Here is a 23,044-nt window from a genome sequence, read left to right as displayed (position 1 = left end):
CGGCGCGCGGTCCGGCCTGCCACCGGTCCGGAGTGCCGGGGACCGGGCGGTGCCGGCGGGCCCAGGTCAGGCGACGACGACGTCCTGCCGGGCGGCCGGCGAGCAGTGGGCCGTGTGCATCGGCATCTCGGTCAGGCCCGGGAAGTACACGTGCAGGCTCACGGCCGGTTCGAGCGAGTCGTTGACCACCTCGTGCACATATCCGGGGGCGAAGACGCGCTGCGCCCCGGCCGTCAGGGTGCGGTCGGCCCGGGCGGTGCGTTCCGTCAACTCGCCGTCCAGGACGGTCAGTACACCGGAGGACGGGCCGTGGTCGTGCAGTCCGCTGCCCTGGCCCGGTACCCAGGACAGCAGCCAGACCTCGTAGCCGGGGCCGGTGCGCAGCCGGTGGTACCACCGCGTCGTGGCGTCGTACCGGACGAGCGGGGCCCACTGGGCGCGGTCCTCGGCGATGGAGCGGGCGAGTCCGGCGAACTCGGCCACCGTCGCGGGGTGCTCCCTGGCGGGCTGGAGGAGGTGCGGGACCTCGAGGATGTCGCCGGCGATCTGGAGGTCGCTGTCGCTGTTCATAGGGGTGCGGTGGTTCCTCGGCAGAAACGGAAGGTCAGTGCTGGGGTGTCGCGAAGCCCGCCGGGGAACGGCGGACCGGAGAGAGCTGGAGCGCTACGGCATCAACAGCTGGAACAGCAACAGCGCGCCTGGACAGCGCTGCGGAACCCACGGATCGCGTGGGTCGCGGAGGGCGCTGTGGTCGCTGGCATGCATTCCAAGGTGACGACCACGGCCCCGGATGTCAACTCAATGACCGATTTGGCGGCAATGTTTCACCTCATCCGGTTACTCCGCTCGGAGAAAGGTTTGTGCGTCGATGAGGCCGGAGACATGGCGCTGCAACTGCGCTCTCAAACGCCGTTGCGCTCTCGTGATCGGACTGTGATCCGGGTCGCTTGTGTGGCTGGATCGCAACAAGATCGAAGCGCGAGACGTCCTTCCTCGTGAGGACCGGTGAAGACCGGTGCAGCAGCGCGGGAGGGAGAGGGTGCGGTCAGGCCAGTGGCAAGTGTCATGGTTTTTGGTGATTTGAACACTTTCCGCATACGCTTGGTTCCGCAGAGTGAATACGGGGCTCAATAGCAGATCTCGGCTTGACTGGCCCGGATCCACACACTTGTAATTTCACTCGTGTCGTTCGGCCGAAATCGGTACGGCTCAGGGCCGGATCACGGGGACGCAAAAACAGACGAGGGGCGCACATGACCGAGCTGTTCCAGCAACTGCTGGTCGAGGACGCGGACGAGGAACTCGGCTGGCAGGAGCGCGCGTTGTGCGCCCAGACCGACCCCGAGTCCTTCTTCCCCGAGAAGGGCGGATCCACCCGCGAGGCCAAGAAGGTCTGTCTCGCCTGCGAAGTCCGTTCCGAGTGCCTCGAGTACGCCCTCGCCAACGACGAGCGGTTCGGCATCTGGGGCGGCTTGTCCGAGCGCGAGCGCCGCCGGCTGAAGAAGGCCGCCGTCTGACCGAGGCCGCTGCCCGGCCCGTCGCCCGCCCGCCGGCCGTCGCTCGCGTCCGGCGCCGCAAACGAGGCCGGACCGGCACCCCGCCCCGTCGCGCTGCGGCACCCACCACCACCTGCGGCGTCACTCGGCCCGGAGCGTACGGCTCACCGACCGGTTCGCACGCCACTCGGCCCGGAGCGTACGGTCCGATGGGCCCGGCCCTCGGCCGCCCCGACGCGAACCCCTCTGCACCTCCGATCGACGGCTCATCCCGCGCGTCATCCTTCGCGTTCGGACAACCCGCACATCCGCACACCGCCCAACCCGCGCATCCGTGCCGCCCGCATCCGTGCAACCTGCGTCCGCGCATCCGCAGACCGCTCAACCCGCGCGTCCGCGCGTCCGCACAAGAACGGTCCGTCGCCCCGGCTGTACTCCCCGGCGGCGGTCCGTTTCGTCCGTCCGCCCGCCCGGCAGCCGCCGCGAACCGTTCGAAGTCCTTGACCCGGCCGCCTCGGACCGGCGCCCGCCGGGCTGCCGGGGAGCGGCCCGCCCCGGCCGCCGGCCCCGCGTGGGCGGCCCGCGCCACGGCACTTCGCCGGACCGTTAGTGTGGGGCCCCGTCCCAGACGCTCCAGCGCCCCCTCGCGGGGGCGAACCGGCCGGAGGGCCCGTACCTCAATGTCCGCCACCCCTGCGGAGTTTGTTCCCGCCACCCCGCCCGAGTTCCCGCGGCACGTCGTCACCGCCGTACTCGTCTCCCACGACGGTGCCCGGTGGCTTCCCGACGCGCTCGCCGGGCTGCTCGGCCAGGAGCGACCCGTACAGAACGTCGTCGCCGCCGACACCGGCAGCGCCGACGACTCGGCGCGGCTGGTCACCGAGGCGCTCGGTGCCGACCGGGTCCTGCACCTCGCCCGCCGCACCGGCTTCGGCGGCGCCGTCGAGGAGGCCGCCCGCACCGCCCCGGTGCTCACCCCGGACGACCTGCCCTATCTGAAGCGGCCCGGCGGCTGGGACCCCGTGACCAGGACCTGGCGCGACGAGGCGTACGACATGCCGGAGCTGCCGTACGGCGAACCGGTCCAGTGGCTCTGGCTGCTGCACGACGACTGCGCACCCGCCCCCGACGCCCTCGCCGAACTCCTCCGCGTCGCCGACTCCGACGAGTACGCCGCGGTCATCGGCCCCAAGCTGCGCGGCTGGTACGACCGCAAGCAGCTCCTCGAGGCCGGCGTCTCCATCGCCAACAGCGGCCGCCGCTGGACCGGCCTCGACCGCCGGGAGCAGGACCAGGGCCAGCACGATCAGGTCCGCTCCGTGCTGTCCGTCTCCTCCGCCGGCATGCTCGTGCGCCGCGACGTCTGGGAGGAGCTCGGCGGCTTCGACCGGCGGCTGCCCCTGATGCGTGACGACGTCGACTTCTGCTGGCGCGCCCACGCCGCCGGCCACAGCGTGTTCGTCGCCCCCGGGGCCGTCCTGCGGCACGCCGAGGCCGCCGCCCGCGAGCGCCGCACCGTCGACTGCGCGGGCCGCTCGGTCGCCAGCCCGCACCGCGTCGACAAGGCGGGCGCCGTCTACACCCTGCTCGTCAACGCGCGCGGCAGGGCGCTCCCCTTCGTCCTGCTCCGCCTCGTCCTCGGCACCCTTGTGCGAACCCTCGCCTATCTCGTCGGCAAGGTGCCAGGCCAGGCGGTCGACGAGGTCATGGGCCTCCTCGGCACCCTGCTGCGGCCGGAGCGGATCCTCGCCGCCCGACGAAGGCGGGGCAAGGCCCTCGTCGACCCGGGCGAGCTGCGACCGCTCTTCCCGCCGCCCGGCGCCACCGTTCGCGCCACCTTCGAACAGGTCGCAGGCAGCCTCGGCAGCGGCCGCGACTCCGACTCCGGGGGCTCCCGGCACGGAGCCGTCGAATCCGGTCCCGGCGGCGACGAGGCCGACTTCCTCGAGGTCGAGCAGTTCGCCCGGCTCAAGAAGATCGCCCGCAAACCGGGACCCGTCCTCTTCGCGGTCCTCCTGCTCGTCTCCCTCGTGGCCTGCCGCGGCCTCCTCGGCGGCGGCGCGCTCGCGGGCGGCGCCCTCCTGCCCGCGCCGGGCGACCTCTCCGAGCTGTGGAGCCGCTACGCCGACGCCTGGCACCCCCTCGGCACGGGCGGGACCCAGACGGCACCGCCGTACCTCGCGATCCTGAGCATCCTCTCCGGGCTCTTCCTCGGCTCCACCGGCTTCGCGATCACGCTGCTGCTCGTCTGCTCGGTGCCGCTCGCGGGCGTCACGGCGTACTTCGCGTCCCGTCCGCTGATCGAGTCCCGGCTGCTGCGGGCCTGGGCGAGCGTGGCGTACGCGTTCCTGCCCGCCGCCACCGGCGCACTCGCCACCGGGCGGCTCGGCACCGCCGTCCTCGCGATCGTGCTCCCGCTGATCGCCCGCGCCGCGGTCGCCGCCTACGGACTTGCCCGCACCGACGGCACTCGCGGCAGCTGGCGGGCCACGTGGGCGTACGCGCTGCTGCTGACGTTCGCGATGGCCTTCACCCCCGTGGTCTGGCCGCTCGCCGTCGTCCTCGGCCTGTTCGCGCTCGTACTGCGCCGCGGTGACATCACCGCCTACGGACTGCGCTTCCTCGCGGTGGCCGGCACCCCGCTGCTGGTCCTCGCGCCCTGGTCGCTGTCGCTGCTGACCGAGCCGTCCCGCTTCCTGCGCGAGGCGGGGCTGGAGTTCGGCACCGGCGCCGCGACCCCGCTGGACCTGCTCGGCATCAGCCCCGGCGGCCCCAAGACCGTCGGCGGACTGCTCCTCGTCGGCGTGGTGCTCGCCGCCCTCGCCGCCCTGCTGCGCGGCGAGCGGCAGTTCGCGGTCCGCGCCGCCTGGGCCGTGGCGGTCGGCGCGCTGGCCTTCGCGGCGCTGGCCAACGGCTCGGGCTGGGCCGGACCCGCCACCCTCGTCTACGGCATCGCGCTGATCGCCGCCGCCGTCGTCGGAGCGGAGGGCGCCCGGGAGCGGGTGGCCGCCCAGAGCTTCGGCTGGCGCCAGCCCGTGGCCGCGCTCATCGCCCTGGCGGCCGTGGCCGCCCCGCTGTTCGCCGCCCTCAACTGGATGATCAGCGGCGCTGCGGGCCCGCTGGAGCGCCGCGACCCGGTGCAGGTGCCGGCCTTCGTCGCCGAGGAGAGCAGCACCCGCGACCAGCCCCGCACACTCGTCCTCGGCGGTTCGTCGCCGGCGAAGGTGGCGTACACACTGGTCCGCGGCTCCGGCGGGCGCCTCGGCGACGCCGAGCTCAGCGAGGCCGCCGGCAGCGACCCGCGCCTCGACAAGGTCGTCGCCAACCTCGTCGCGGGCTCCGGTGCCGACCAGACCAGCCAGCTCAGCGGCTTCGCCATCCGGTACGTCCTGGTCCGCGACGGGGCGCCGCGCCAGATGGGCCGCGTACTCGACGCCACCCCCGGCCTGTCCCGGCTCAGCCAGCTCGACGGCAGCGCGCTGTGGCGCGTCGACAGCCAGATCGCCCGCGCGGTCATCGTCAACGGCGAGGCGGAGCCGCTGCCGGTCGCCTCCGGGCCGGTCGAGGCACACACGGACATCCCCAAGGGCCCCGACGGCCGGGTGCTGCGCCTCGCGGACCGCGCCGACGACGGCTGGCAGGCCACGCTCGACGGCCGTCCGCTGGAGCGCACCACCGTGGACGGCTGGGCCCAGGGCTTCGAGCTGCCCGCCGAGGGCGGCCGGCTCGACCTCACCCACGAGGCCCCGGCCACCCACACCGCCTGGATCTGGACGCAGGGCGCGCTCGCCGTCGTCCTCGTGGTGCTGGCCCTGCCGGGCCGGCGCCGTGAGATCGACGACGACCTGCCCGACGAGGAGCCCGAGATCCCGGCCCAGCCGGTCGAGGGCGAGGGCCGCCGGGCCCGCCGGCTCCGCGCGGCGCAGGCCGAGGCGGCGGCCGAGGCGGAGTCGGACCCCGCGGCCGAGGTCGGGCCGGAGGCCGGAGCCACCGACCCCTACGCCTCGGTGCCCCGACAGCCGCAGTACGGCGCCGACTGGGACGAGCAGGCCCACGCGGACGAGCGCGCCCCGGCCGGCACCGGCCACGACCCGTACGGGAACGGCCAGTACGCCGACCCCTACCCGTACCAGGGCGCCGGGCAGCAGTACGCCTACCCGGAGACCGGGCAGTACGGCGGCGGGCAGGGCGGGCGGTACGAGCCCGGGCAGTACGACCCGCAGCAGTACGAGCCGCAGCAGTACGACCCGCAGTACGGCCGGCAGGAGTACGACTCCCAGCAGTACGACCCCCAGCAGTACGACTCCTACCGGACGGGTACGGGGACGGGGTCGGAAACGGGCCCGTACGACCCCTACGGCTACGAGAACGAGCAGCGTCCCGACGGGAGCAGCAACCAGTGAACCGCACGACCCTCTCGCTCCTCGCCGCCGCGACGTCCCTCGCCGCCGTGACCGGGTTCGCCGCGCTCACCGCGCCGGACGGCAGGGCGGAGACGGGGGCGACGGCACCGGCCCGGCTGCCGGTGGAGCGCTCCACCCTGCTCTGCCCGGCCCCGGCGACGTCGGACATCGCCGAGACCGTGTACACGTCCTTCACCCCGCAGTCCGGCGCCGGCGGCTCCGCCGCCCCCTCCTCCGGCGGCTCGACGGCCGAACTCCGGCCCTCCGTCGCGACGTTGAGGGGCCCGGCCGACGACGCGGGCAAGGCCGCCGAGGAGAAGCAGGACGAGGAGGGCGAGGCGGAGAAGGACGGCAGCGCCAAGAAGCCCCCCTCCGACAAGCCCGTCGTCTCCCTCAAGCAGCCCGGAAAGCCCGTCGGCGCCAAGGCGAGCGGCAGCGCCGCCCCCGCGCTCGTCGGCACCGCCACCGGCAGCCTCGCCCCCGGCTGGACCACCCAGCAGACCACCACGGTCAGCGCGGGAAGCGGACGCGGTGTGCTCGGCGTCAACTGCACAGCGCCCGACACGGACCTCTGGTTCCCGGGCGCGAGCCTCGCCAAGGACCGGCAGGACTACGTCCACCTCACCAACCCGGACGACACCGGCGCCCTCGTCGACATCGAGCTCTACGGCAAGGACGGCGCACTCAAGTCCCAGCTGAGCGACGGCATCCAGGTGCCCGCGGGCGCGAGCGTCCCCGTACTGCTCTCGACCCTGACGACCGATCCCGCCGAGGACGTGACCGTGCACGTCACCACCCGCACCGGCCGGGTCGGCGCGGCGGTGCGGGGCGCCGGGGAGGAGACCGGCAGCGACTGGCTCCCGGCCTCCGCCGACCCGTCCGGCACGCTCGTGCTGCCGGGCATCCCGGCGGACGCGACCGCCGTGCGGCTGGTGGCGTTCGCCCCCGGTGACGACGACGCGGAACTGAAGGTGCGGCTCGCGAGCGCGACCGGCACGATCAGCCCCGCCGGTGCGGAGAGCCTGCGGGTGAAGTCCGGCATGACGGCCTCGCTCGACATGAAGGACGTCACCAAGGGCGAGGCGGGCTCCCTCCTCCTGTCCCCGGCCGAGGGCGCCCCGGCGTCGCCGGTCGTCGCGGCCCTCCAGGTCACCCGGGGCAACGGCGACAAGCAGGAGATCGCCTACATCCCGGCCACCGCGCCCGTCACGGAGCGGGCCACCGCCGCCGACAACCGGGCCAAGGGCTCGGTGCTCTCCCTCACCGCGCCCGGCGAGACCGCCCAGGTCAAGGTGACGGCGTCGGCGGGCACCGAGGGCGGCGCCCAGGCCGTCAGGACGTACACGGTCAAGGCAGGCACGACGCTCGCGGTCAGCCCGCCCGTCCCGGCCGGGCTGAAGGGCTCCTACGCGCTGACCGTGGAGCCGCAGTCCGGCGGGCCGGTCCACGCGGCCCGAACGCTGCTGCTCCCGGAGGACGGCATCCAGATGTTCACCGTCCAGACCCTGCCGGACGACCGCGGTCTGGTCGCGGTCCCGGCGGCCGAGCAGGACCTCTCCATCCTCGGCGACTGACGAGCCCCCGGCCCCGTCCGACCGCGTCCGGCCCGAGCCGGTGCGCGGCGGACGCGGCGGTACGCCACAACCGCCCCGTCGGGGCGCCGGCGGGCCGTGCCGCGCTTGGCGGGGGCTCGGTGCCGCTCTTGGCGCGGGCTCGGTGCCACCGGCGTTGTCGCGACCCCGGCCGCACCGCTGCCGGCCACGCCCACCCGGGGCTTGGCCCGGCCGCGCGCGAGCCCGTCCGTCCGTGACCCGGCCCGTCCGCACCCGGACGCGGGCCCGTCCGTCCGTACCCGGCCGGCTAGTCCTGGCCGTAGCGAGGGTCGACCGACTCCGGCGAGAGACCGAGCAGGTCCGCGACCTGCTCCACCACCACCTCGTGCACCAGCAGTGCCCGCTCGTCGCGGTTCTTCGTGCGGATCTCCACCGGCCGCCGGTAGACCACGATCTGCGCGGGCCTGCCCTTCCCCGCCGCCAGCGAGCTGCCCAGCGGCACGCTCTCGTCTGCAGGCCCCGGCACGTCCAGCACGAGGAACTCCACCTCGGCCAGCTGGGGCCAGCGCCGCTCCAGCCGCTCCACCGAGTCCTGCACGAGATCGCGGAACGACTCGGCCCGGCTGGCGGAGAGCGGTACCTGCGGCGGGGCGACGGGCCCGCGCATCCCCCGGCCGTGACGGTCGCGACGGCGCGGCCTGGGCTCGGAGGGGCGGGGCGGTACGGAACTGTCCATCACTGACGCAGGGTAGCTCTCCCGGACCCGGCCGCACGGGGGCCTTGCCCCTCGCGAACCCCGGGGCATCGCCCTCGTGGGTGACGGGCCACCACCCGGAGGCGTGAACGCTTCGTCGGCCAGCGCATGACGTCCCCCGGGCGCCCCGGGCGCCGCCTCCCGGCCCTCTCCCGGCGAACCGCGCCGGCTTGTCGCTTATTGAACATTCAGGCCAAGGTTGGGCTCGATTCGGCACCTCCCCGCGATCGCCTCACTCGCCGTGAATGACGCAATTTGTATGTAGTGGTGACTGGATCGCATGGGGTCCCGGATCGGGTGCCGTTCCTCCCGTGCAGGTCAGTACAGTTGGCCGGAACGCGGCGGTGCGGGACCTCACAACGCGACACGGTGGAGTGACGTGGTGGAGAGTCGTCGCGGCCCGCTCAAGAGTGCGGTACCGTCCAACGTCGTGAGCCCTGTACGTCGCTGTTCGCGCACCGCGTGCGGCCGTCCTGCCGTCGCGACACTGACGTACGTCTATGCCGACTCGACCGCGGTCCTCGGCCCCCTCGCAACCTACGCCGAGCCCCACTGCTACGACCTGTGCGCCGAGCACAGCGAGCGGCTCACCGCGCCCCGCGGCTGGGAGGTCGTCCGGCTCTCCGACGCCTCCGGCCCGGCCCGGCCCAGCGGCGACGATCTCGAGGCGCTGGCGAACGCGGTGCGGGAGGCGGCCCGCCCCCAGGAGCGCGCGGCTCAGGCCGGCGGCGGCCCCGCTGCCCGCAGGTCCGACCCGATGGAGGTCGCCCGGCGGGGGCACCTCCGGGTACTGCGCTCACCCGACTCCTGACGCGCCCGGATCCGCGGCGGCGTCCCGGATCCGACTCCGACGCGGTCCAGCTCCGAGATGGCGTCCTCGTCCCGCTCCGACGCGGTCCAGCTCCGAGGTGAGGTCCTCGTCCCGCTCCGGCGCTGTGACCGGTCCGGCCACCCGCCGGCGCCGATCCGCCCCGAATTTCGGGCCTGACCTCGGCCGGCCATGCCCCGGCGGGTAGTTTGTTGCGACCACAGGGAATTCGGGAAGGTTGGGCCGTGGCTGCATCCTCTGCTGCTGATCTGTCACAGATCGTGAAGGCGTACGACGTGCGCGGGGTGGTGCCGGATCAGTGGGACGAGTCGCTGGCCGAGCTGTTCGGATCCGCCTTCGTTCAGGTCACCGACGCTGACGCCATCGTCGTCGGCCACGACATGCGGGCCTCGTCGCCGGGTCTCTCGGCCGCCTTCGCCCGGGGAGCCGCCGCCCGGGGCGCCGATGTCACCATGATCGGTCTCTGCTCGACGGACCAGCTGTACTCGGCGTCCGGGCAGCTCATGCTGCCGGGCGCGATGTTCACGGCCTCCCACAACCCCGCCCGGTACAACGGCATCAAGATGTGCCGCGCGGGAGCGAAGCCGGTGGGCCGGGACACGGGCCTGAAGGAGATCCGCGAGCTGGTCGAGTCCTGGCTCGCGTCCGGTGCCCCCGAGCCCGTGGACGTCCTGGGGTCGGTCACCGAGCGGGACACCCTCGACGACTACTCCTCCCACCTTCTGTCGCTCGTGGACCTGGCGACGATCCGCCCGCTGAAGGTGGTCGTGGACGCGGGCAACGGCATGGGCGGCCACACCGTCCCCAAGGTCTTCGCGTCCCTGCCGGTCGAGCTCGTCCCGATGTACTTCGAGCTGGACGGAACCTTCCCGAACCACGAGGCCAACCCGCTCGACCCCGAGAACCTGGTGGACCTCCAGAAGCGGGTGCGCGCGGAGGGCGCGGACATCGGCCTCGCCTTCGACGGCGACGCCGACCGCTGCTTCGTCGTCGACGAGCGCGGCGAGGGGGTGTCCCCGTCGGCGATCACGGCCCTGGTCGCGGCCCGCGAGCTGGCCAAGAACGGCGGCGGCGTCATCATCCACAACCTGATCACCTCGTGGTCGGTGCCCGAGATCGTGCGCGAACACGGCGGCACACCCGTGTGCACGCGCGTGGGGCACTCCTTCATCAAGGAGGAGATGGCCCGCAGCGGCGCCATCTTCGGCGGCGAGCACTCCGCGCACTACTACTTCCGCGACTTCTGGAACGCCGACACGGGCATGCTCGCCGCCCTCCACGTCCTGGCGGCGCTCGGAACCCACGACGGTCCGCTGTCCGATCTGGTCGGCCGCTACGACCGTTACGCCGCCTCCGGCGAGATCAACTCCACGGTCGAGGACCAGGTCGGCCGCACGGCCGCCGTGCGCGAGGCCTTCGCGGCCCGCGAGGGCGTCACCTTCGACACCCTCGACGGTCTGACCGTCGCCACCGCGGACTGGTGGTTCAACCTCCGCCCCTCCAACACCGAGCCCCTCCTCCGCCTCAACGTCGAGGCCCGCGACGAGGCCACGATGTCGGCCCTGCGGGACGAGGTCCTGACGCTGGTCCGGAACGGCTGAGGCGGGCCCGGAGCGGCGGCTGAGGGCTCCGGGAGTGCTGATGGCGGTCGGGAGCGGCTGAGACGGACCGGGGCGTGCGGTCCTCGGGAACGTGCGGCGGCCCGGATCGTACGGGACCCGCACCGGCTCCCACGGTCCCGCCCGGACCGTACGGGACCCGCACCGGCCTCCTCCCGCGGACCGGACCGCACGGGACGGACCGCACCCTCCACCGGACCGCACCGGCCTTCCCTTCCGCGGACCGCACCGGCCTTCCCTTCCGCGGACCGGACCGCGGTACGGACGAGGCCGTACCCGTCCCACGCGTGGTTGCGCACTCGTCCCACGCGTGCGGGCGCACCCCCTCCCACCCGCACGCCGAGCCGCGCGGGCCGCCCCCCGGCGGTAGGCTGACGTGGCCCAATCCGCATGTTCGAAAGGACAACCCCATGCCGCTCGAAGCCGGCCTTCTGGAGATCCTCGCCTGTCCGGCCTGCCACGCTCCGCTCGACGACGCGACGGCTGCCGAAACCCCCGAGCTGATCTGCACCGGCAAGGACTGCGGCCTGGCGTACCCCGTACGGGACGGCATCCCCGTACTGCTCGTGGACGAGGCCCGCCGCCCCGGGTAAGCGACAAGCCCCCACCTGTCCGGCTGTTCGGCGATACGGAGGCCCACCCCATGCTCGACGAGTCACTCCTCGACGCCCCGGAAGCCCTCGCCCGCGCCGATCGCCGCGGTCTGCTCCGCGGCGCCGCGGAGGCCGGGGCACGCGTACGTACCGCCGCCCGGCACGCCGCCGAGGCGGGCATCGCCGAGCTGACTCCGGAGGGCCGCCCGCGGGCAGTCCTGATCGCGGGGCCCGGCACCGCGGCCACGGGCGTCGCAGACCTCCTCGCCGAGCTGGCCGGACCCACCGCGCCGGTCACCCGCCTCCACCCCGGCGGTGTCGCTCCGGCGGCCGGCGCGCTGCGCTGGGCGCTCCCCGGCTGGGCCGGCTCCGTCGACCTCCTCCTCATCGCCACGGCCGACGGCAGCGAACCGGGACTGGCCCTGCTCGCCGAGCAGGCGTACCGGCGGGGCTGCACCGTCGTCGCCGTCGCCCCGCAGCGTTCCCCGCTCTCCGAGGCCGTCGACGGTGTCCACGGCCTGGTCGTCCCCATGGCGGGGGCGCCGTACGAGCTGTACGAGGAGACCCGGAGCGCGGCGAGCCCCGGCGCCTTCTGGGCCCTGTTCACCCCACTCCTCGCGCTGCTCGACCGCGTCGGCCTGATCGCGGCCGCCCCGGACGTGATGCAGAGCGTCGCCGACCGCCTCGACCGCATCGCCGAGCGCTGCGGCCCGGCGATCGCGACGTACAGCAACCCCGCCAAGACCCTCGCGGCCGAATTCGCGGACACGCTCCCGCTGATCTGGACGGAGGGCGCGGCAGGGCCCGTCGGCCGCCGGTTCGCCGCCGTACTGGCCGAGCTCGCCGGCCGGCCCGCCCTCTCAGCGGAGCTTCCCGAGGCACTGCCCGCCCACGGCATGCTCCTCGCGGGCACCTTCGCGGCCGGGGCCGACCCGGACGACTTCTTCCGCGACCGGGTCGAGGAGCCGCAGGCCGTCAGGGCCCGGGTCCTGCTGCTGAGGGACAGTCCGGACGACGGGTTCACCGCGGCCCCGGCCGCGCGCGAACTCGCGCTCAGCCACGACACCGCCGTCAGCGAACTGGAGCCGGAGGACGGCAGCACGCTGGAGACCCTCGCGGAGCTCCTCGCCGTGACGGACTTCGCCGCCGGGTACCTGGCTCTCGCGAGCAACGGCCACGCCTGACGGCCCACCGGCCGGGGCCCCGGACCGAGGGCCCGCCAACCGCCATCCCGCATCCGCCATCCGCATCGGGACCACGATTCGCATCCGGACCAAGGCCCCGGTATCCGGACCGGACCCCCCTGGCCCCGGACTCCAACGCCCGCACCCCGGATCCGACCATGGGGCCGGCGCCGGGCCCGCACCCGGAGACAACCGGTCCCGGGCCGGGCGCTCCGGACGCCAGGCCCGACGCACGCCCTGCCCGATGCTCCGGACGCCCGGCCCGGCGGGACGGACGGACACCGCACCGGTCACACTGCAGACACGCACCAGCCACGCATCCGCCACGTATCGAGTCGAGGATCACCCCTCATGGACCGCCTCTCCAACACCGTGCGCCCCTACGCCTGGGGGTCCACCACGCTCATCCCGGAACTCCTCGGCGCCGCACCGACCGGTGAGCCGCAGGCGGAGATGTGGATGGGCGCCCACCCCGGTGCGCCGTCGCGGACGGGCCGCGGCTCACTGCACGACATCATCGGGGCCGATCCGGTGCGCGAGCTCGGCCGCCCGGCCCTCGAGGCCTTCGGCCCCCGGCTCCCCTTCCTCCTCAAACTGCTCGCCGCCGGCGCCCCCCTGTCCCTGCAGGTCCACCCGGACCGCGCCCAGGCGCAGGAGGGGTTCGCCGCCGAGGAGAAGGCGGGCATTCCCCTCGACGCGCCCCACCGCAACTACAAGGACGACAACCACAAGCCGGAGCTGGTCTGCGCGCTCACCCCGTTCGACGGCCTGTGCGGCTTCCGCCCGCCCGCCGAGGCGGCCGACCTCATCGCGGGGCTCGACGTCGACTCCCTCAAGCCGTACGTCGACCTCCTCCACGCCCACCCCGAGGAGGCCGCGCTGCGCGAGGTGCTGACGGCGGTCCTCTCCGCCGACCCTGAGGAGATGGCCCACACCGTCGCCGAGGCCGCGGCAGCCGCGGAACGGCTCGGCGGGCCGTACGCCCCCTTCGCCGCCATCGCCCACCACTTCCCGGGCGACCCCGGCGTCATCGCCGCCATGCTCCTCAACCACGTACGACTGCAGCCCGGGGAGGCGCTGTTCCTCGGCGCCGGGGTCCCGCACGCATACCTCGGCGGACTCGCCGTGGAGATCATGGCGAACTCCGACAACGTGCTGCGGTGCGGGCTGACCCCGAAGCACGTCGACGTCCCCGAACTCCTGCGCGTCGTGTGCTTCGAGGCGGGCGATCCCGGCGTCCTGCGGCCGGAGGCCTCGCCGTCCGGGGAGGAGCTGTACGACACCCCGATCGACGAGTTCCGGCTCTCCCGCTTCGTCCGGCCGGAAGGCGCCGCCCCGGTGGACCTCACCCTGCCCACCCCCCAGATCCTGCTGGCGACGGCGGGACGGCCGAAGGCCGGGAAACTCACCCTCGCCCCGGGGGAGTCCGTGTTCGTTCCAGCGGGCGAAAAAGCCGAACTGTCCGGTACGGGTACCGTCTTCCGGGCCACCGTGGCGGTCTGACTCGGCCTCCGTCGGAGCTGCTGCAACAATGTCCCGCCGTAACGCAGGAGCTCCACCCCGGAACCGCGGCCCCCGAACCGCGGGAACCCCCCGGGAGCCCACGGAAACCAGGAACGAAGGGACACCACGCACCCATGAGCGCGTCAGGCGGAACCAAGGCGATCGTCGCGGCCCTCGCCGCGAACCTCGCGATCGCAGTAGCCAAGTTCGTGGCGTTCCTCTTCAGCGGCTCCTCGTCGATGCTGGCGGAGAGCGTCCACTCGGTCGCCGACTCCGGCAACCAGGGACTGCTGCTCCTCGGCGGCAAGAAGGCCAAGCGCGCGGCCACCCCGGAGCACCCCTTCGGCTACGGCCGCGAGCGCTACATCTACGCCTTCCTCGTCTCGATCGTGCTCTTCTCGGTCGGCGGCATGTTCGCGATCTACGAGGGATACGAGAAGATCGCGCACCCGCACGCCATCGAGGACTGGTACTGGCCGATCGGCGTGCTCGTCTTCGCGATCATCGCGGAGACCTTCTCGTTCCGTACGGCCATCAAGGAGTCCAACGTCCTGCGCGGCAAGCGCTCCTGGAAGGAGTTCGTCCGCCACGCCAAGGCCCCCGAGCTCCCGGTCGTCCTCCTCGAGGACCTCGGCGCGCTCGTCGGTCTGGTCCTCGCCCTCTTCGGCGTCGGTCTCGCCCTGATCACCGGCAACGGCGTGTGGGACGGCATCGGCACCCTCTGCATCGGCATCCTCCTCATCCTGATCGCTCTGGTGCTCGCGGCCGAGACGAAGTCCCTGCTGCTCGGTGAGGCGGCCGGCCTGGAGGACGTCGAGAAGATCAAGGCGGCGACCGTCGACGGCGACACGGTCACCGGCATCATCCACATGCGCACCCTCCACATCGGCCCCGAGGAACTGCTGGTGGCGGCCAAGATCGCGGTCCGGCACGACAACACGGCGGAGCAGGTGGCCACGGCGATCAACGCCGCCGAGGACCGCATCCGCACCGCGGTCCCGATCGCGCGTGTCATCTACCTGGAGCCCGACATCTACAGCGAGGCGGCCGCGGCGGCGGGCGCGGACCCGGCCAAGACCCCGGGCGGCACCGGCCCCGAGACAGCTCACTGACGACGGCATCTCGGCCCGTCCGTACGACGCGAGGGCCCCCGTACCGCGACGGCGGTACGGGGGCCCTCGCGTGTGCCCGGGAGCCCCGAGACCGGTTACGCGATCTCCGCCAGCACCCGCAGGACGGACGTCTCGTCCGGCGCCGCGAGCAGCCGCTCACGGAACCCCGCGTTCGTCAGCTTGCGCGACAGGAGCGACAGGATCCGCAGGTGCTCGTCGCCCGCGGCCGCCTCCGGAACCGTGATCATGAAGATCAGCCGGGCCTTCGTGCCGTCCGGCGAGCCCCACTCCACACCCTCGGGCGCACGCGCGAAGCCGACGACCGGAGCGGTGACCGCGTCGGTCTTGGCATGCGGGACGGCGATCTCCTCACCGAGGCCGGTCGTGCCCTGCTCCTCGCGGGCGAATGCCGCCCGCACCAGCTCTTCGACGTCGGTGACCTTGCCCGTCGTCGCGAGCATCGCCGCCATCTCGCGGATGGCGGCGTCCTTGCTCGTGGCCTCGAGACGGATCTTCACGGTCCGGGCGGTGAGATGGCCGGACAGCACCTCGGATTCCGGGCCCGGCTCGGTCCCGGGTCCGGCCTCCCACACGGCTTCCGTGCCGGCTCCGGCGCCTTGGCCCTCGCTGCCCCCGCCGGCGGCCGCCTCGGCATCCCCGGTACCCGTCCCGCCGGTCGGTGCCCCTCCGCCCGGCGCCCCTCCCTTCGGCGCACCGGCCGGTGCCGGCTCCACGAGCGCCGCTCCCCCGACGCGCGCCGCTCCCTCCACCACCTGCGCGTGCACGGCGAACCGCGCGTCCACCGGTGCACCCGCCTGCGCCGGAACCGGGACGGTGCGCCCCGCCCCCCGCTCCTTGATGCCGATCAGCGCATTCGTGGTCAGCGCCGTCACGAGCGTGCCGGCGAGGATCGCCAGGAAGAACACCGGCACGCCCCCGACCGCGCCCAGCACCGCGACGATCGGCCCACCGTGCGGCACCGCGTCCTTCACGCCCGCGAGCCCGGCCAGGGCACCCGCGACGGCGCCGCCGAGCATGTTCGCCGGGATGACCTGGGCGGGCCTCGCCGCGGCGAACGGGATCGCACCCTCCGAGATGCCGAAGAAGCCCATGAACAGCGCCGCCATACCGGTCTCGCGCTCCTGCTCCGAGTAGAGCCGGCGCCGGATCAGCGTGGCGAGGCCCTGCCCGAGGGGCATGACCGGGATCGCGGCCGCGCACATGCCCATGACCGTCTGGTTGCCGGAGGCGATGAGGCCGGCGCCGAAGAGGAACGCCGTCTTGTTGACCGGCCCGCCCATGTCGAACGCGATCATGAGGCCGAGGATCGCGCCCAGCAGGACGGCGCTGGTGCCGGTCATCTCGCTCAGCCGGCTGGTCAGATGCTCGAAGACCCAGGCGATCGGCTTCCCGATGACGTAGATGAAGAACAAGCCGAGCGCCGACGTCGCCACGATCGGGATCACGATGATCGGCATGATCGGCTGCGCGAACCTGGGGACCTTGACCTTCTTGATCCACAACACCAGGTATCCGGCCAGGAAGCCGGTCACGATCGCGCCGATGAACCCGGCGCCCGCCTCGGAGTCGTACAGCGCCCCGGTGTTCGCGATCCAGCCGCCGATCATGCCCGGAACCAGCGCCGGCCGGTCGGCGATGGCGTAGGCGATGTAGCCGGACAGGATCGGCACCATCAGCTGGAACCCGATCTCACCGATCTTGAAAACGCTCTCCCAGAAGGAGCCCTCCGGGATCGCGTAGCCCTCCGGGGTCGCATGGCCGCCCAGAGCGAGGGAGATCGCGATCAGCAGACCGCCGACCACGACGAACGGGATCATGTACGAGACACCGTTCATCAGCGCCTTGTACGCGACGCTCCGCTCCCTGCCGCCCGCACCGCTACCGCTACCGGTGCCGGCGCCCGCCCCGGAGGCGCCGGGGGCCGCCGGGGTCGAGTCCGCGCCCGCGCCCGCGCCCCCGTGGATCGGCGCACCGCCCACCCGCTCGATCAGCCGCTCGGGGTGGCGGATTCCCTCGGCCACCCCGACCTTCAGTACCCGCTTGCCGGTGAAGCGGCTGAGGTCGACGTCCTTGTCGGCCGCGACGATGATCCCGTCCGCCTCTCTGACATCGTTGTCGGAGAGTACGTTTTCAGCCCCGATGGATCCCTGCGTCTCCACCTTCATGTCGACGCCGAGAGCGTCCGCGGCCTGCACGAGCTTCTCCGCGGCCATATAGGTGTGGGCGATGCCTGTGGGGCAGGCGGTCACGGCGAGCAGCCTCGTCCTCCGCTGCTCGTTCCCTGGGCTGGTCACGGGATCTCCTCACGCTCGGGGGTGCGGATCGCGCCGTCTTCCCGATCCGCGACGAGCATGGTGCACCACATGACCACCGGGCCAAAAGTCCCCGAACACGTGCCTCGGTCCGGCCGGCCGCCCCGGTATCCGGCCGGAAAACGGGCATGGGCGGGCTGTGGGCCTCGACGGCGATCGGTGTAGATTCGTGACCAGAGCCAGACGTCGCTGCTGATGGCGGTCGGGCGGTCCGCGAGTGGACCGACCGAGGGAGAGAGGGCCTCCGACGGACTGCGCTGCGGACGTCCACGGCGTCCGGACACGCACGAGCGGCACCGTGTGTGCTTGTGCGCGTGTCCGTTTTCGCCGTAGCGACCGCAGAGCCATCCCGCCCGAACACCCTCGACCCTTTCTGAGGAGCAGCTCGCAATGACGACTGTCGCCGCCGGTCAGGACTTCAAGGTCGCCGACCTCTCCCTGGCTGACTTCGGCCGCAAGGAGATCACCCTCGCCGAGCACGAGATGCCCGGCCTGATGGCCATCCGCAAGGAGTACGCGGAGTCGCAGCCCCTCGCCGGTGCCCGGATCACCGGTTCGCTGCACATGACGGTGCAGACCGCCGTCCTGATCGAGACCCTGGTGGCGCTGGGCGCCGAGGTCCGCTGGGCTTCGTGCAACATCTTCTCCACCCAGGACCACGCCGCGGCCGCGATCGCGGTCGGCCCGAACGGCACCGTGGACAACCCCCGAGGCGTCCCGGTCTTCGCCTGGAAGGGCGAGACGCTGGAGGAGTACTGGTGGTGCACGGAGCAGGCCCTGACCTGGCCGAACTCGCCCACTGGCGGCCCGAACATGATCCTGGACGACGGTGGTGACGCCACCCTCCTCGTCCACAAGGGCGTCGAGTTCGAGAAGGCCGGTGAGGCCCCGGACCCGTCCACCGCGGACAGCGAGGAGTACGGCCACATCCTCCGTCTGCTGAACCGCACCCTCGGCGAGAACCCGCAGAAGTGGACTCTCCTGGCGTCCGAGATCCGCGGCGTCACCGAGGAGACCACGACCGGTGTCCACCGCCTGTACGAGATGCAGCGCGACGGCGCCCTCCTCTTCCCGGCGATCAACGTCAACGACGCCGTCACCAAGTCCAAGTTCGACAACAAGTACGGCTGCCGCCACTCGCTGATCGACGGCATCAACCGGGCCACCGATGTCCTGATCGGCGGCAAGGTCGCAGTCGTCTGCGGTTACGGCGACGTCGGCAAGGGCTGCGCCGAGTCCCTGCGCGGCCAGGGTGCACGCGTGGTCATCACGGAGATCGACCCGATCTGCGCGCTGCAGGCGGCGATGGACGGCTACCAGGTCACGACCCTCGACGAGGTCATCGACAAGGCCGACATCTTCGTCACCACCACCGGCAACAAGGACATCATCATGGCCGCGGACATGGCCAAGATGAAGCACCAGGCCATCGTCGGGAACATCGGCCACTTCGACAACGAGATCGACATGGCCGGCCTCGCCAACATCCCGGGCATCGTCAAGGACGAGGTCAAGCCCCAGGTCCACACCTGGACCTTCCCGGACGGCAAGGTGATCATCGTGCTGTCCGAGGGCCGCCTGCTCAACCTGGGCAACGCGACCGGCCACCCGTCCTTCGTGATGTCCAACTCCTTCGCGGACCAGACGCTGGCGCAGATCGAGCTGTTCACCAAGCCGGAGGAGTACCCGACCGACGTCTACGTGCTGCCCAAGCACCTCGACGAGAAGGTCGCCCGCCTCCACCTCGACGCGCTCGGCGTGAAGCTCACGACGCTCCGCCCCGAGCAGGCCGAGTACATCGGCGTACAGGTCGACGGCCCGTACAAGCCGGACCACTACCGCTACTGATCCACCGCCGGGTAAGCCCTCCGGTCAATCCGACCGGCTGGCGTACCCGCCGGCAGTGGCACCAGCGCACCAGGCAGGCCCCCGCACCCCCGTGCCGGGGGCCTGCCCCGTACATCCGGAGAAGTCAGGCACCCCCATGCCCCGCGGCCGCTATTCGCTCCATGATCCGCACGATCACACCCCCCTTGGTGAAGAGCACTTCCACTGCGCCCCCGGCCCCTCCGGCTGGCGTTACGTCTCGCAGCTGACCACCCCCTCCGGGGACCACGCGGGCTCCGTCGATCTGGCGCTCGACGAACTCGGCCGCCCCATCCGGCTCGAGCTCCACGCCGCGGGATGGCAGGTCCGCGGCGCGGCGATCGACGGCGTCACCTGGGTGCGCACCGACCCCACCGGAACCGACGCCTCAGAAGGCAATGTCCGCGCCCACGCCTTCACCGGAACCTCCCCCGCCTTCCTCGTCGCGACCGCACGGTTGCTCGGGCTCGCACCCGGTGCCCCCGCGACCCGCGTCCGCCTCGTCGCCTTCACGGACCCGGTGCTCGCCCCCCGAACCGTCGACCAGTCCTGGGCCCTGGTGAAGAGTGAAGCGCACACCACTGACAACGGCCCTCTGACAGTGGACGAGTACCAGGTCGGCGCCCTGGACACCGGCGAGCAGCACACGGTCCACATCGCGGGCGACGTGGTGCTCGCCGCCCCCGGCATCGAACTCGAGGACCTGGAGACCCCGCCCTCCGTCTTTCCCTGAACGGCCCTGCGGTCCCACGGACCTGCGGCCTGAACGGCCCTGCGGTCCCACGGACCTGCGGCCTGAAGGGCCCGAGGCTCCTGCGGACTCTCGCGCTCATCGGGCTTCGGCCCGACCGGCGTCCGGCGCAGGCCCCGCCGCAGCAGGCGGCCCCGAGCCGGTACCTGCGAACCGGTACCTGAGGAGGCTTCCCCGAGGGAGGCTTCCCGAGCCGGCTCTCAGGCGGGCGGAGCGAACCCTGTCGCCGCCGCCCTGCCCGGTCCCGTTCCCTCGGCACCGTCACCGATCCGGCCGGCCGGCGCGGACGCGGCATGACCGGATCCGGCGTCCGCTGCAGCGGCTCCGGCTGTGGACACAGAGGGGGAACCCGGCGCGGCGAAGCCCGCGGCAGTGGGAGCGGAGGCGGCCGGCGTGCCGTGCAATCCGGGCGCTCCCGGCGCGTAGTGGGCCGTCGGCGCCGGGTGGGCCGAGTGGGCCTGCTGTGGCGCCGGACCTCCGCGGTGTCCGGGAGCCGCGGGGTTCACCGACAGCGCCGCGTACGCCCGCCGCGTGTCCCGGGTCTGCCGCTCGTTCACGACAGCCGCCAGATAGGCACCCGCCGGCACCCCGGCCGGGGCCGGCGTCCCGGTGCACGTGGCCAGATCACCGGCCAGCCGCTCGGCCAACGACCGGCCGACCTCCGCGTCCAGCTGGTTCATCCGCGTCAGGTACTGGCGTATCGCAAGCCACAGATCGTCCGGCACACCGGACAGGTCGAGCTCCGTGAACCTCCCGACCAGCCAGGGCGGCGGCGGGGGCACGTACACGGACCGGGCGGTGGGCACCCGCTCGCGGACGACGAGCGTCCCGGCGAACACATCGCCGATGCGCCGCCCGCGTGCCGACACCAGAGAGGCGATACAGGCGATGGCTCCGAAGGTCATCAGGATCTCCACCACCCCGATGGCTCCCCGCACCAGCGCGTGGCGGAACCGGATCGGGCCCCCGTCGTCCCGGACCACCCGCAGCCCGCAGGCGAGCTTGCCCAGGGAACGCCCGTGGCTGAGCGTCTCCACGGCGATCGGCGCACCGACGAGAACGAGGACGAACGTCGCGATGGACACCGCCATGCCGGCCGCCTCGTCCAGCGACGCCGTCGCCATCGCGAGCACGACGGATATGAGGAGGTACGCGGCCCACACGAGCGCAAGATCGATCAACAGCGCCAGGGCGCGGCTCGGTAGCCTCGCCGGACGAAGCCCGAGTACGACGGCATCCCCGGTCACAACCCCGCTCACGGCGCCCACCCTCTCCACAGCTCTTGAGGCGTTCCTCGACCTTCGCGACCCCTCAGTACGCAAGTCTGCCAAGCTGACCCGCAAGCGCGCCGCAGTAGTACGAGCAGTTGTACGAGTCGTTGTACGCACCGCCCCCGTGGCGGGCCGGATCAGTGCCTGGAGCAGCAGCCGACCATGGACCTCGACGTATTCGTCATGACCCACCGGGCGGAGTGGGACCGTCTGGACCACCTCCTCGGCCGCGGCCGCCGCCTCACCGGCGCCGAGGCGGACGAGCTCGTCGCGCTCTACCAGCGCACGGCCACCCATCTCTCCCTGATCCAGTCCAGCGCCCCGGATCCCATGATCACGGCTCGGCTGACCCAGCTCGTCGCCCGCGCCCGTGCCGTCGTCACCGGTACCCGCCGCGCGTCATGGCGGGATGCCGTCAGCTTCCTGACCGCGGGTTTCCCGGCGGCGGTCTACCGCTCCCGGCACTGGTGGATCCCCACCGCCGTGCTCTCCACGCTCCTCGCCGCCGTCATCGGCTGGTGGATCGGCACGCACCCCGAGGTCCAGGGAGTCATCGCCGCCCCCGACCAGCTTCGCGAGCTCACCCGCCCCGGCGGGCAGTACGAGACGTACTACTCGAGCAATCCCGCGGCGTCGTTCGCCGCCCAGGTCTGGACGAACAACGCCCAGGCGGCCGCGATGTGCCTGGTGTTCGGGGCCTTCCTCTGCGTGCCGGTGCTCTGGATCCTCTTCCTCAACATGGCGAACCTCGGCATCGGCATCGGCCTGATGTCGTCTGCCGGCCGACTCGACACATTCCTGGGCCTCGTCCTCCCGCACGGTCTGCTCGAACTCACCGCGGTCTTCGTCGCAGCCGGCACCGGTCTCCGCCTCGGCTGGACGCTCATCGACCCGGGCCCGATGTCGAGGCGGGCCGCACTCGCCCAGCAGGGGCGTGCCGCCATCGGCATGGCCATCGGTCTCGCCCTGGTCCTCTTCGTCTCCGGTGTCATCGAGGGCTTCGTGACCCCCTCGGGCCTGCCGACCTGGGCCCGGATCACCATCGGAGTCGTCGCTGAGCTGGCGTTCCTGGCGTACGTGTACGTACTCGGGGGCCGAGCGGCCCGAGCAGGGCAGACAGGTGACCTCGACGCTTCGGAGCGCAGCGCCGAGGTGCCGACTGCTGCCTGATGTGCGAGCACGGTGTCTGAGCTGCTAGTCTCCTCTTCGCCCACCAGAACCGTTGACACGGACCGCGTGGGGAGGTAGATTCAAACGGTTGCCTCGGAGTGGACAACTTCGAGCGCCACCATCTAGAGTCTCTCTCGCTCTCATCGGAAATAACATTTCCGTGGAGCCACTCTCGAATCCTTATCCGGATCGCCAAGCCGATTAGCTCGGCTGCGGAAGATTCTGATAGCGTCGGGAACGTCGAAAGACAAAAGGCCCTCCAGCGGCCACCGGAAATGAATTCCGAACCGGGAACGGAACGGAAAACGGATCTGGTAAGGTTGGAAACACCGAAGGGAAGCGCCCGGAGGAAAGCCCCAGAGAATGTTCTGCGGGTGAGTACGAAGGAAGCGTCCGTTCCTTGAGAACTCAACAGCGTGCCAAAAGTCAACGCCAGATATGTTGATAACCCCGTCCATCCGCACGGATGGTCGTGGTTCCTTTGAAAAAACACAGCGAGGACGCTGTGAACCGGGAAGACTATTCCTCTTCCTGGTTCCGCTCTCGTGATGTGTTCGCCCCGATCACGGGGAAGCATTCACGGAGAGTTTGATCCTGGCTCAGGACG

Annotated in this window: 16 protein-coding genes; 12 read left to right on the top strand and 4 right to left on the bottom strand. The window is 72.3% G+C overall.

What is annotated here, in order from left to right; translation table 11 throughout:
• Positions 1 to 66: 66 nt before the first annotated feature.
• Positions 67 to 570, bottom strand: coding sequence for a cysteine dioxygenase (locus BLT82_RS17270; protein ID WP_093655749.1), 504 nt, complete (start codon positions 568 to 570; stop codon positions 67 to 69).
• A 683-nt stretch (positions 571 to 1,253) separates the two neighbouring features.
• On the opposite strand from BLT82_RS17270, the gene BLT82_RS17265 reads away from it, so the two are divergent.
• The 3 genes from BLT82_RS17265 (at position 1,254) to BLT82_RS17255 (ending at position 7,473) form a co-directional block, all read left to right on the top strand.
• Positions 1,254 to 1,517 (top strand): WhiB family transcriptional regulator, encoded by a 264-nt coding sequence (locus tag BLT82_RS17265; protein ID WP_017945871.1) that lies wholly within the window; start codon positions 1,254 to 1,256, stop codon positions 1,515 to 1,517.
• Positions 1,518 to 2,176: 659 nt separating this feature from the next.
• Complete coding sequence (locus BLT82_RS17260) at positions 2,177 to 5,899, top strand: glycosyltransferase family 2 protein (protein WP_093655747.1); 3,723 nt, start codon at positions 2,177 to 2,179, stop codon at positions 5,897 to 5,899.
• Positions 5,896 to 7,473: a DUF5719 family protein gene (locus tag BLT82_RS17255; protein ID WP_093655745.1), complete on the top strand. Its 1,578-nt coding sequence runs from the start codon at positions 5,896 to 5,898 to the stop codon at positions 7,471 to 7,473. The genes BLT82_RS17260 and BLT82_RS17255 overlap by 4 nt, the downstream gene beginning before the upstream one ends.
• 286 nt (positions 7,474 to 7,759) lie before the next feature.
• Here BLT82_RS17255 and BLT82_RS17250 read toward each other — a convergent pair whose 3' ends face one another.
• Positions 7,760 to 8,188, bottom strand: a complete 429-nt coding sequence (locus tag BLT82_RS17250) for a metallopeptidase family protein (RefSeq protein WP_093655743.1) — start codon at positions 8,186 to 8,188, stop codon at positions 7,760 to 7,762.
• A 400-nt stretch (positions 8,189 to 8,588) separates the two neighbouring features.
• Between BLT82_RS17250 and BLT82_RS17245 the strand changes: the two genes are divergently transcribed.
• From BLT82_RS17245 to BLT82_RS17220, 6 genes are all read left to right on the top strand, one after another.
• On the top strand, positions 8,589 to 9,017 hold the full coding sequence (locus BLT82_RS17245) for a DUF3499 domain-containing protein (RefSeq protein ID WP_093655741.1): 429 nt from the start codon (positions 8,589 to 8,591) through the stop codon (positions 9,015 to 9,017).
• Between the two features lie 242 nt (positions 9,018 to 9,259).
• Positions 9,260 to 10,636, top strand: coding sequence for a phosphomannomutase/phosphoglucomutase (locus BLT82_RS17240; RefSeq protein ID WP_093655739.1), 1,377 nt, complete (start codon positions 9,260 to 9,262; stop codon positions 10,634 to 10,636).
• A gap of 428 nt (positions 10,637 to 11,064) precedes the next feature.
• Positions 11,065 to 11,247 (top strand): Trm112 family protein, encoded by a 183-nt coding sequence (locus tag BLT82_RS17235; protein ID WP_093655737.1) that lies wholly within the window; start codon positions 11,065 to 11,067, stop codon positions 11,245 to 11,247.
• 50 nt (positions 11,248 to 11,297) lie between these two features.
• The gene (locus BLT82_RS17230) at positions 11,298 to 12,431 is read left to right on the top strand and encodes an SIS domain-containing protein (RefSeq protein WP_093655735.1); all 1,134 of its coding nucleotides are present in this window, start codon (positions 11,298 to 11,300) and stop codon (positions 12,429 to 12,431) included.
• A 351-nt stretch (positions 12,432 to 12,782) separates the two neighbouring features.
• Positions 12,783 to 13,934: a mannose-6-phosphate isomerase, class I gene (gene manA, locus BLT82_RS17225; protein WP_093655733.1), complete on the top strand. Its 1,152-nt coding sequence runs from the start codon at positions 12,783 to 12,785 to the stop codon at positions 13,932 to 13,934.
• A gap of 134 nt (positions 13,935 to 14,068) precedes the next feature.
• Complete coding sequence (locus tag BLT82_RS17220; protein ID WP_093655731.1) at positions 14,069 to 15,046, top strand: cation diffusion facilitator family transporter; 978 nt, start codon at positions 14,069 to 14,071, stop codon at positions 15,044 to 15,046.
• A gap of 95 nt (positions 15,047 to 15,141) precedes the next feature.
• Here the strand turns inward: BLT82_RS17220 and BLT82_RS17215 are convergent, their stop codons facing one another.
• On the bottom strand, positions 15,142 to 17,316 hold the full coding sequence (locus tag BLT82_RS17215) for a fructose-specific PTS transporter subunit EIIC (protein WP_167746036.1): 2,175 nt from the start codon (positions 17,314 to 17,316) through the stop codon (positions 15,142 to 15,144).
• 453 nt (positions 17,317 to 17,769) lie between these two features.
• On the opposite strand from BLT82_RS17215, the gene ahcY reads away from it, so the two are divergent.
• Together ahcY and BLT82_RS17205 are read left to right on the top strand one after the other, a co-directional pair.
• On the top strand, positions 17,770 to 19,227 hold the full coding sequence (ahcY, locus tag BLT82_RS17210) for an adenosylhomocysteinase (RefSeq protein WP_093655729.1): 1,458 nt from the start codon (positions 17,770 to 17,772) through the stop codon (positions 19,225 to 19,227).
• A 136-nt stretch (positions 19,228 to 19,363) separates the two neighbouring features.
• Entirely contained in the window at positions 19,364 to 19,978 is a 615-nt protein-coding gene (locus BLT82_RS17205) for a hypothetical protein (protein WP_093655727.1), read from the top strand.
• A 218-nt stretch (positions 19,979 to 20,196) separates the two neighbouring features.
• Here the strand turns inward: BLT82_RS17205 and BLT82_RS17200 are convergent, their stop codons facing one another.
• Entirely contained in the window at positions 20,197 to 21,255 is a 1,059-nt protein-coding gene (locus BLT82_RS17200; protein ID WP_208867940.1) for an RDD family protein, read from the bottom strand.
• 174 nt (positions 21,256 to 21,429) lie between these two features.
• Here BLT82_RS17200 and BLT82_RS17195 point away from each other — a divergent pair, with 174 nt between their 5' ends.
• Positions 21,430 to 22,437, top strand: coding sequence for a stage II sporulation protein M (locus BLT82_RS17195; RefSeq protein ID WP_093655725.1), 1,008 nt, complete (start codon positions 21,430 to 21,432; stop codon positions 22,435 to 22,437).
• Positions 22,438 to 23,044 lie beyond the last annotated feature (607 nt).

This window comes from Streptomyces wuyuanensis (assembly GCF_900103455.1).
Classification (GTDB): domain Bacteria; phylum Actinomycetota; class Actinomycetes; order Streptomycetales; family Streptomycetaceae; genus Streptomyces; species Streptomyces wuyuanensis.
The sequence above is the reverse complement of the archived record's forward strand: the minus strand, read 5'-3'. Positions and strand labels throughout refer to the sequence as shown.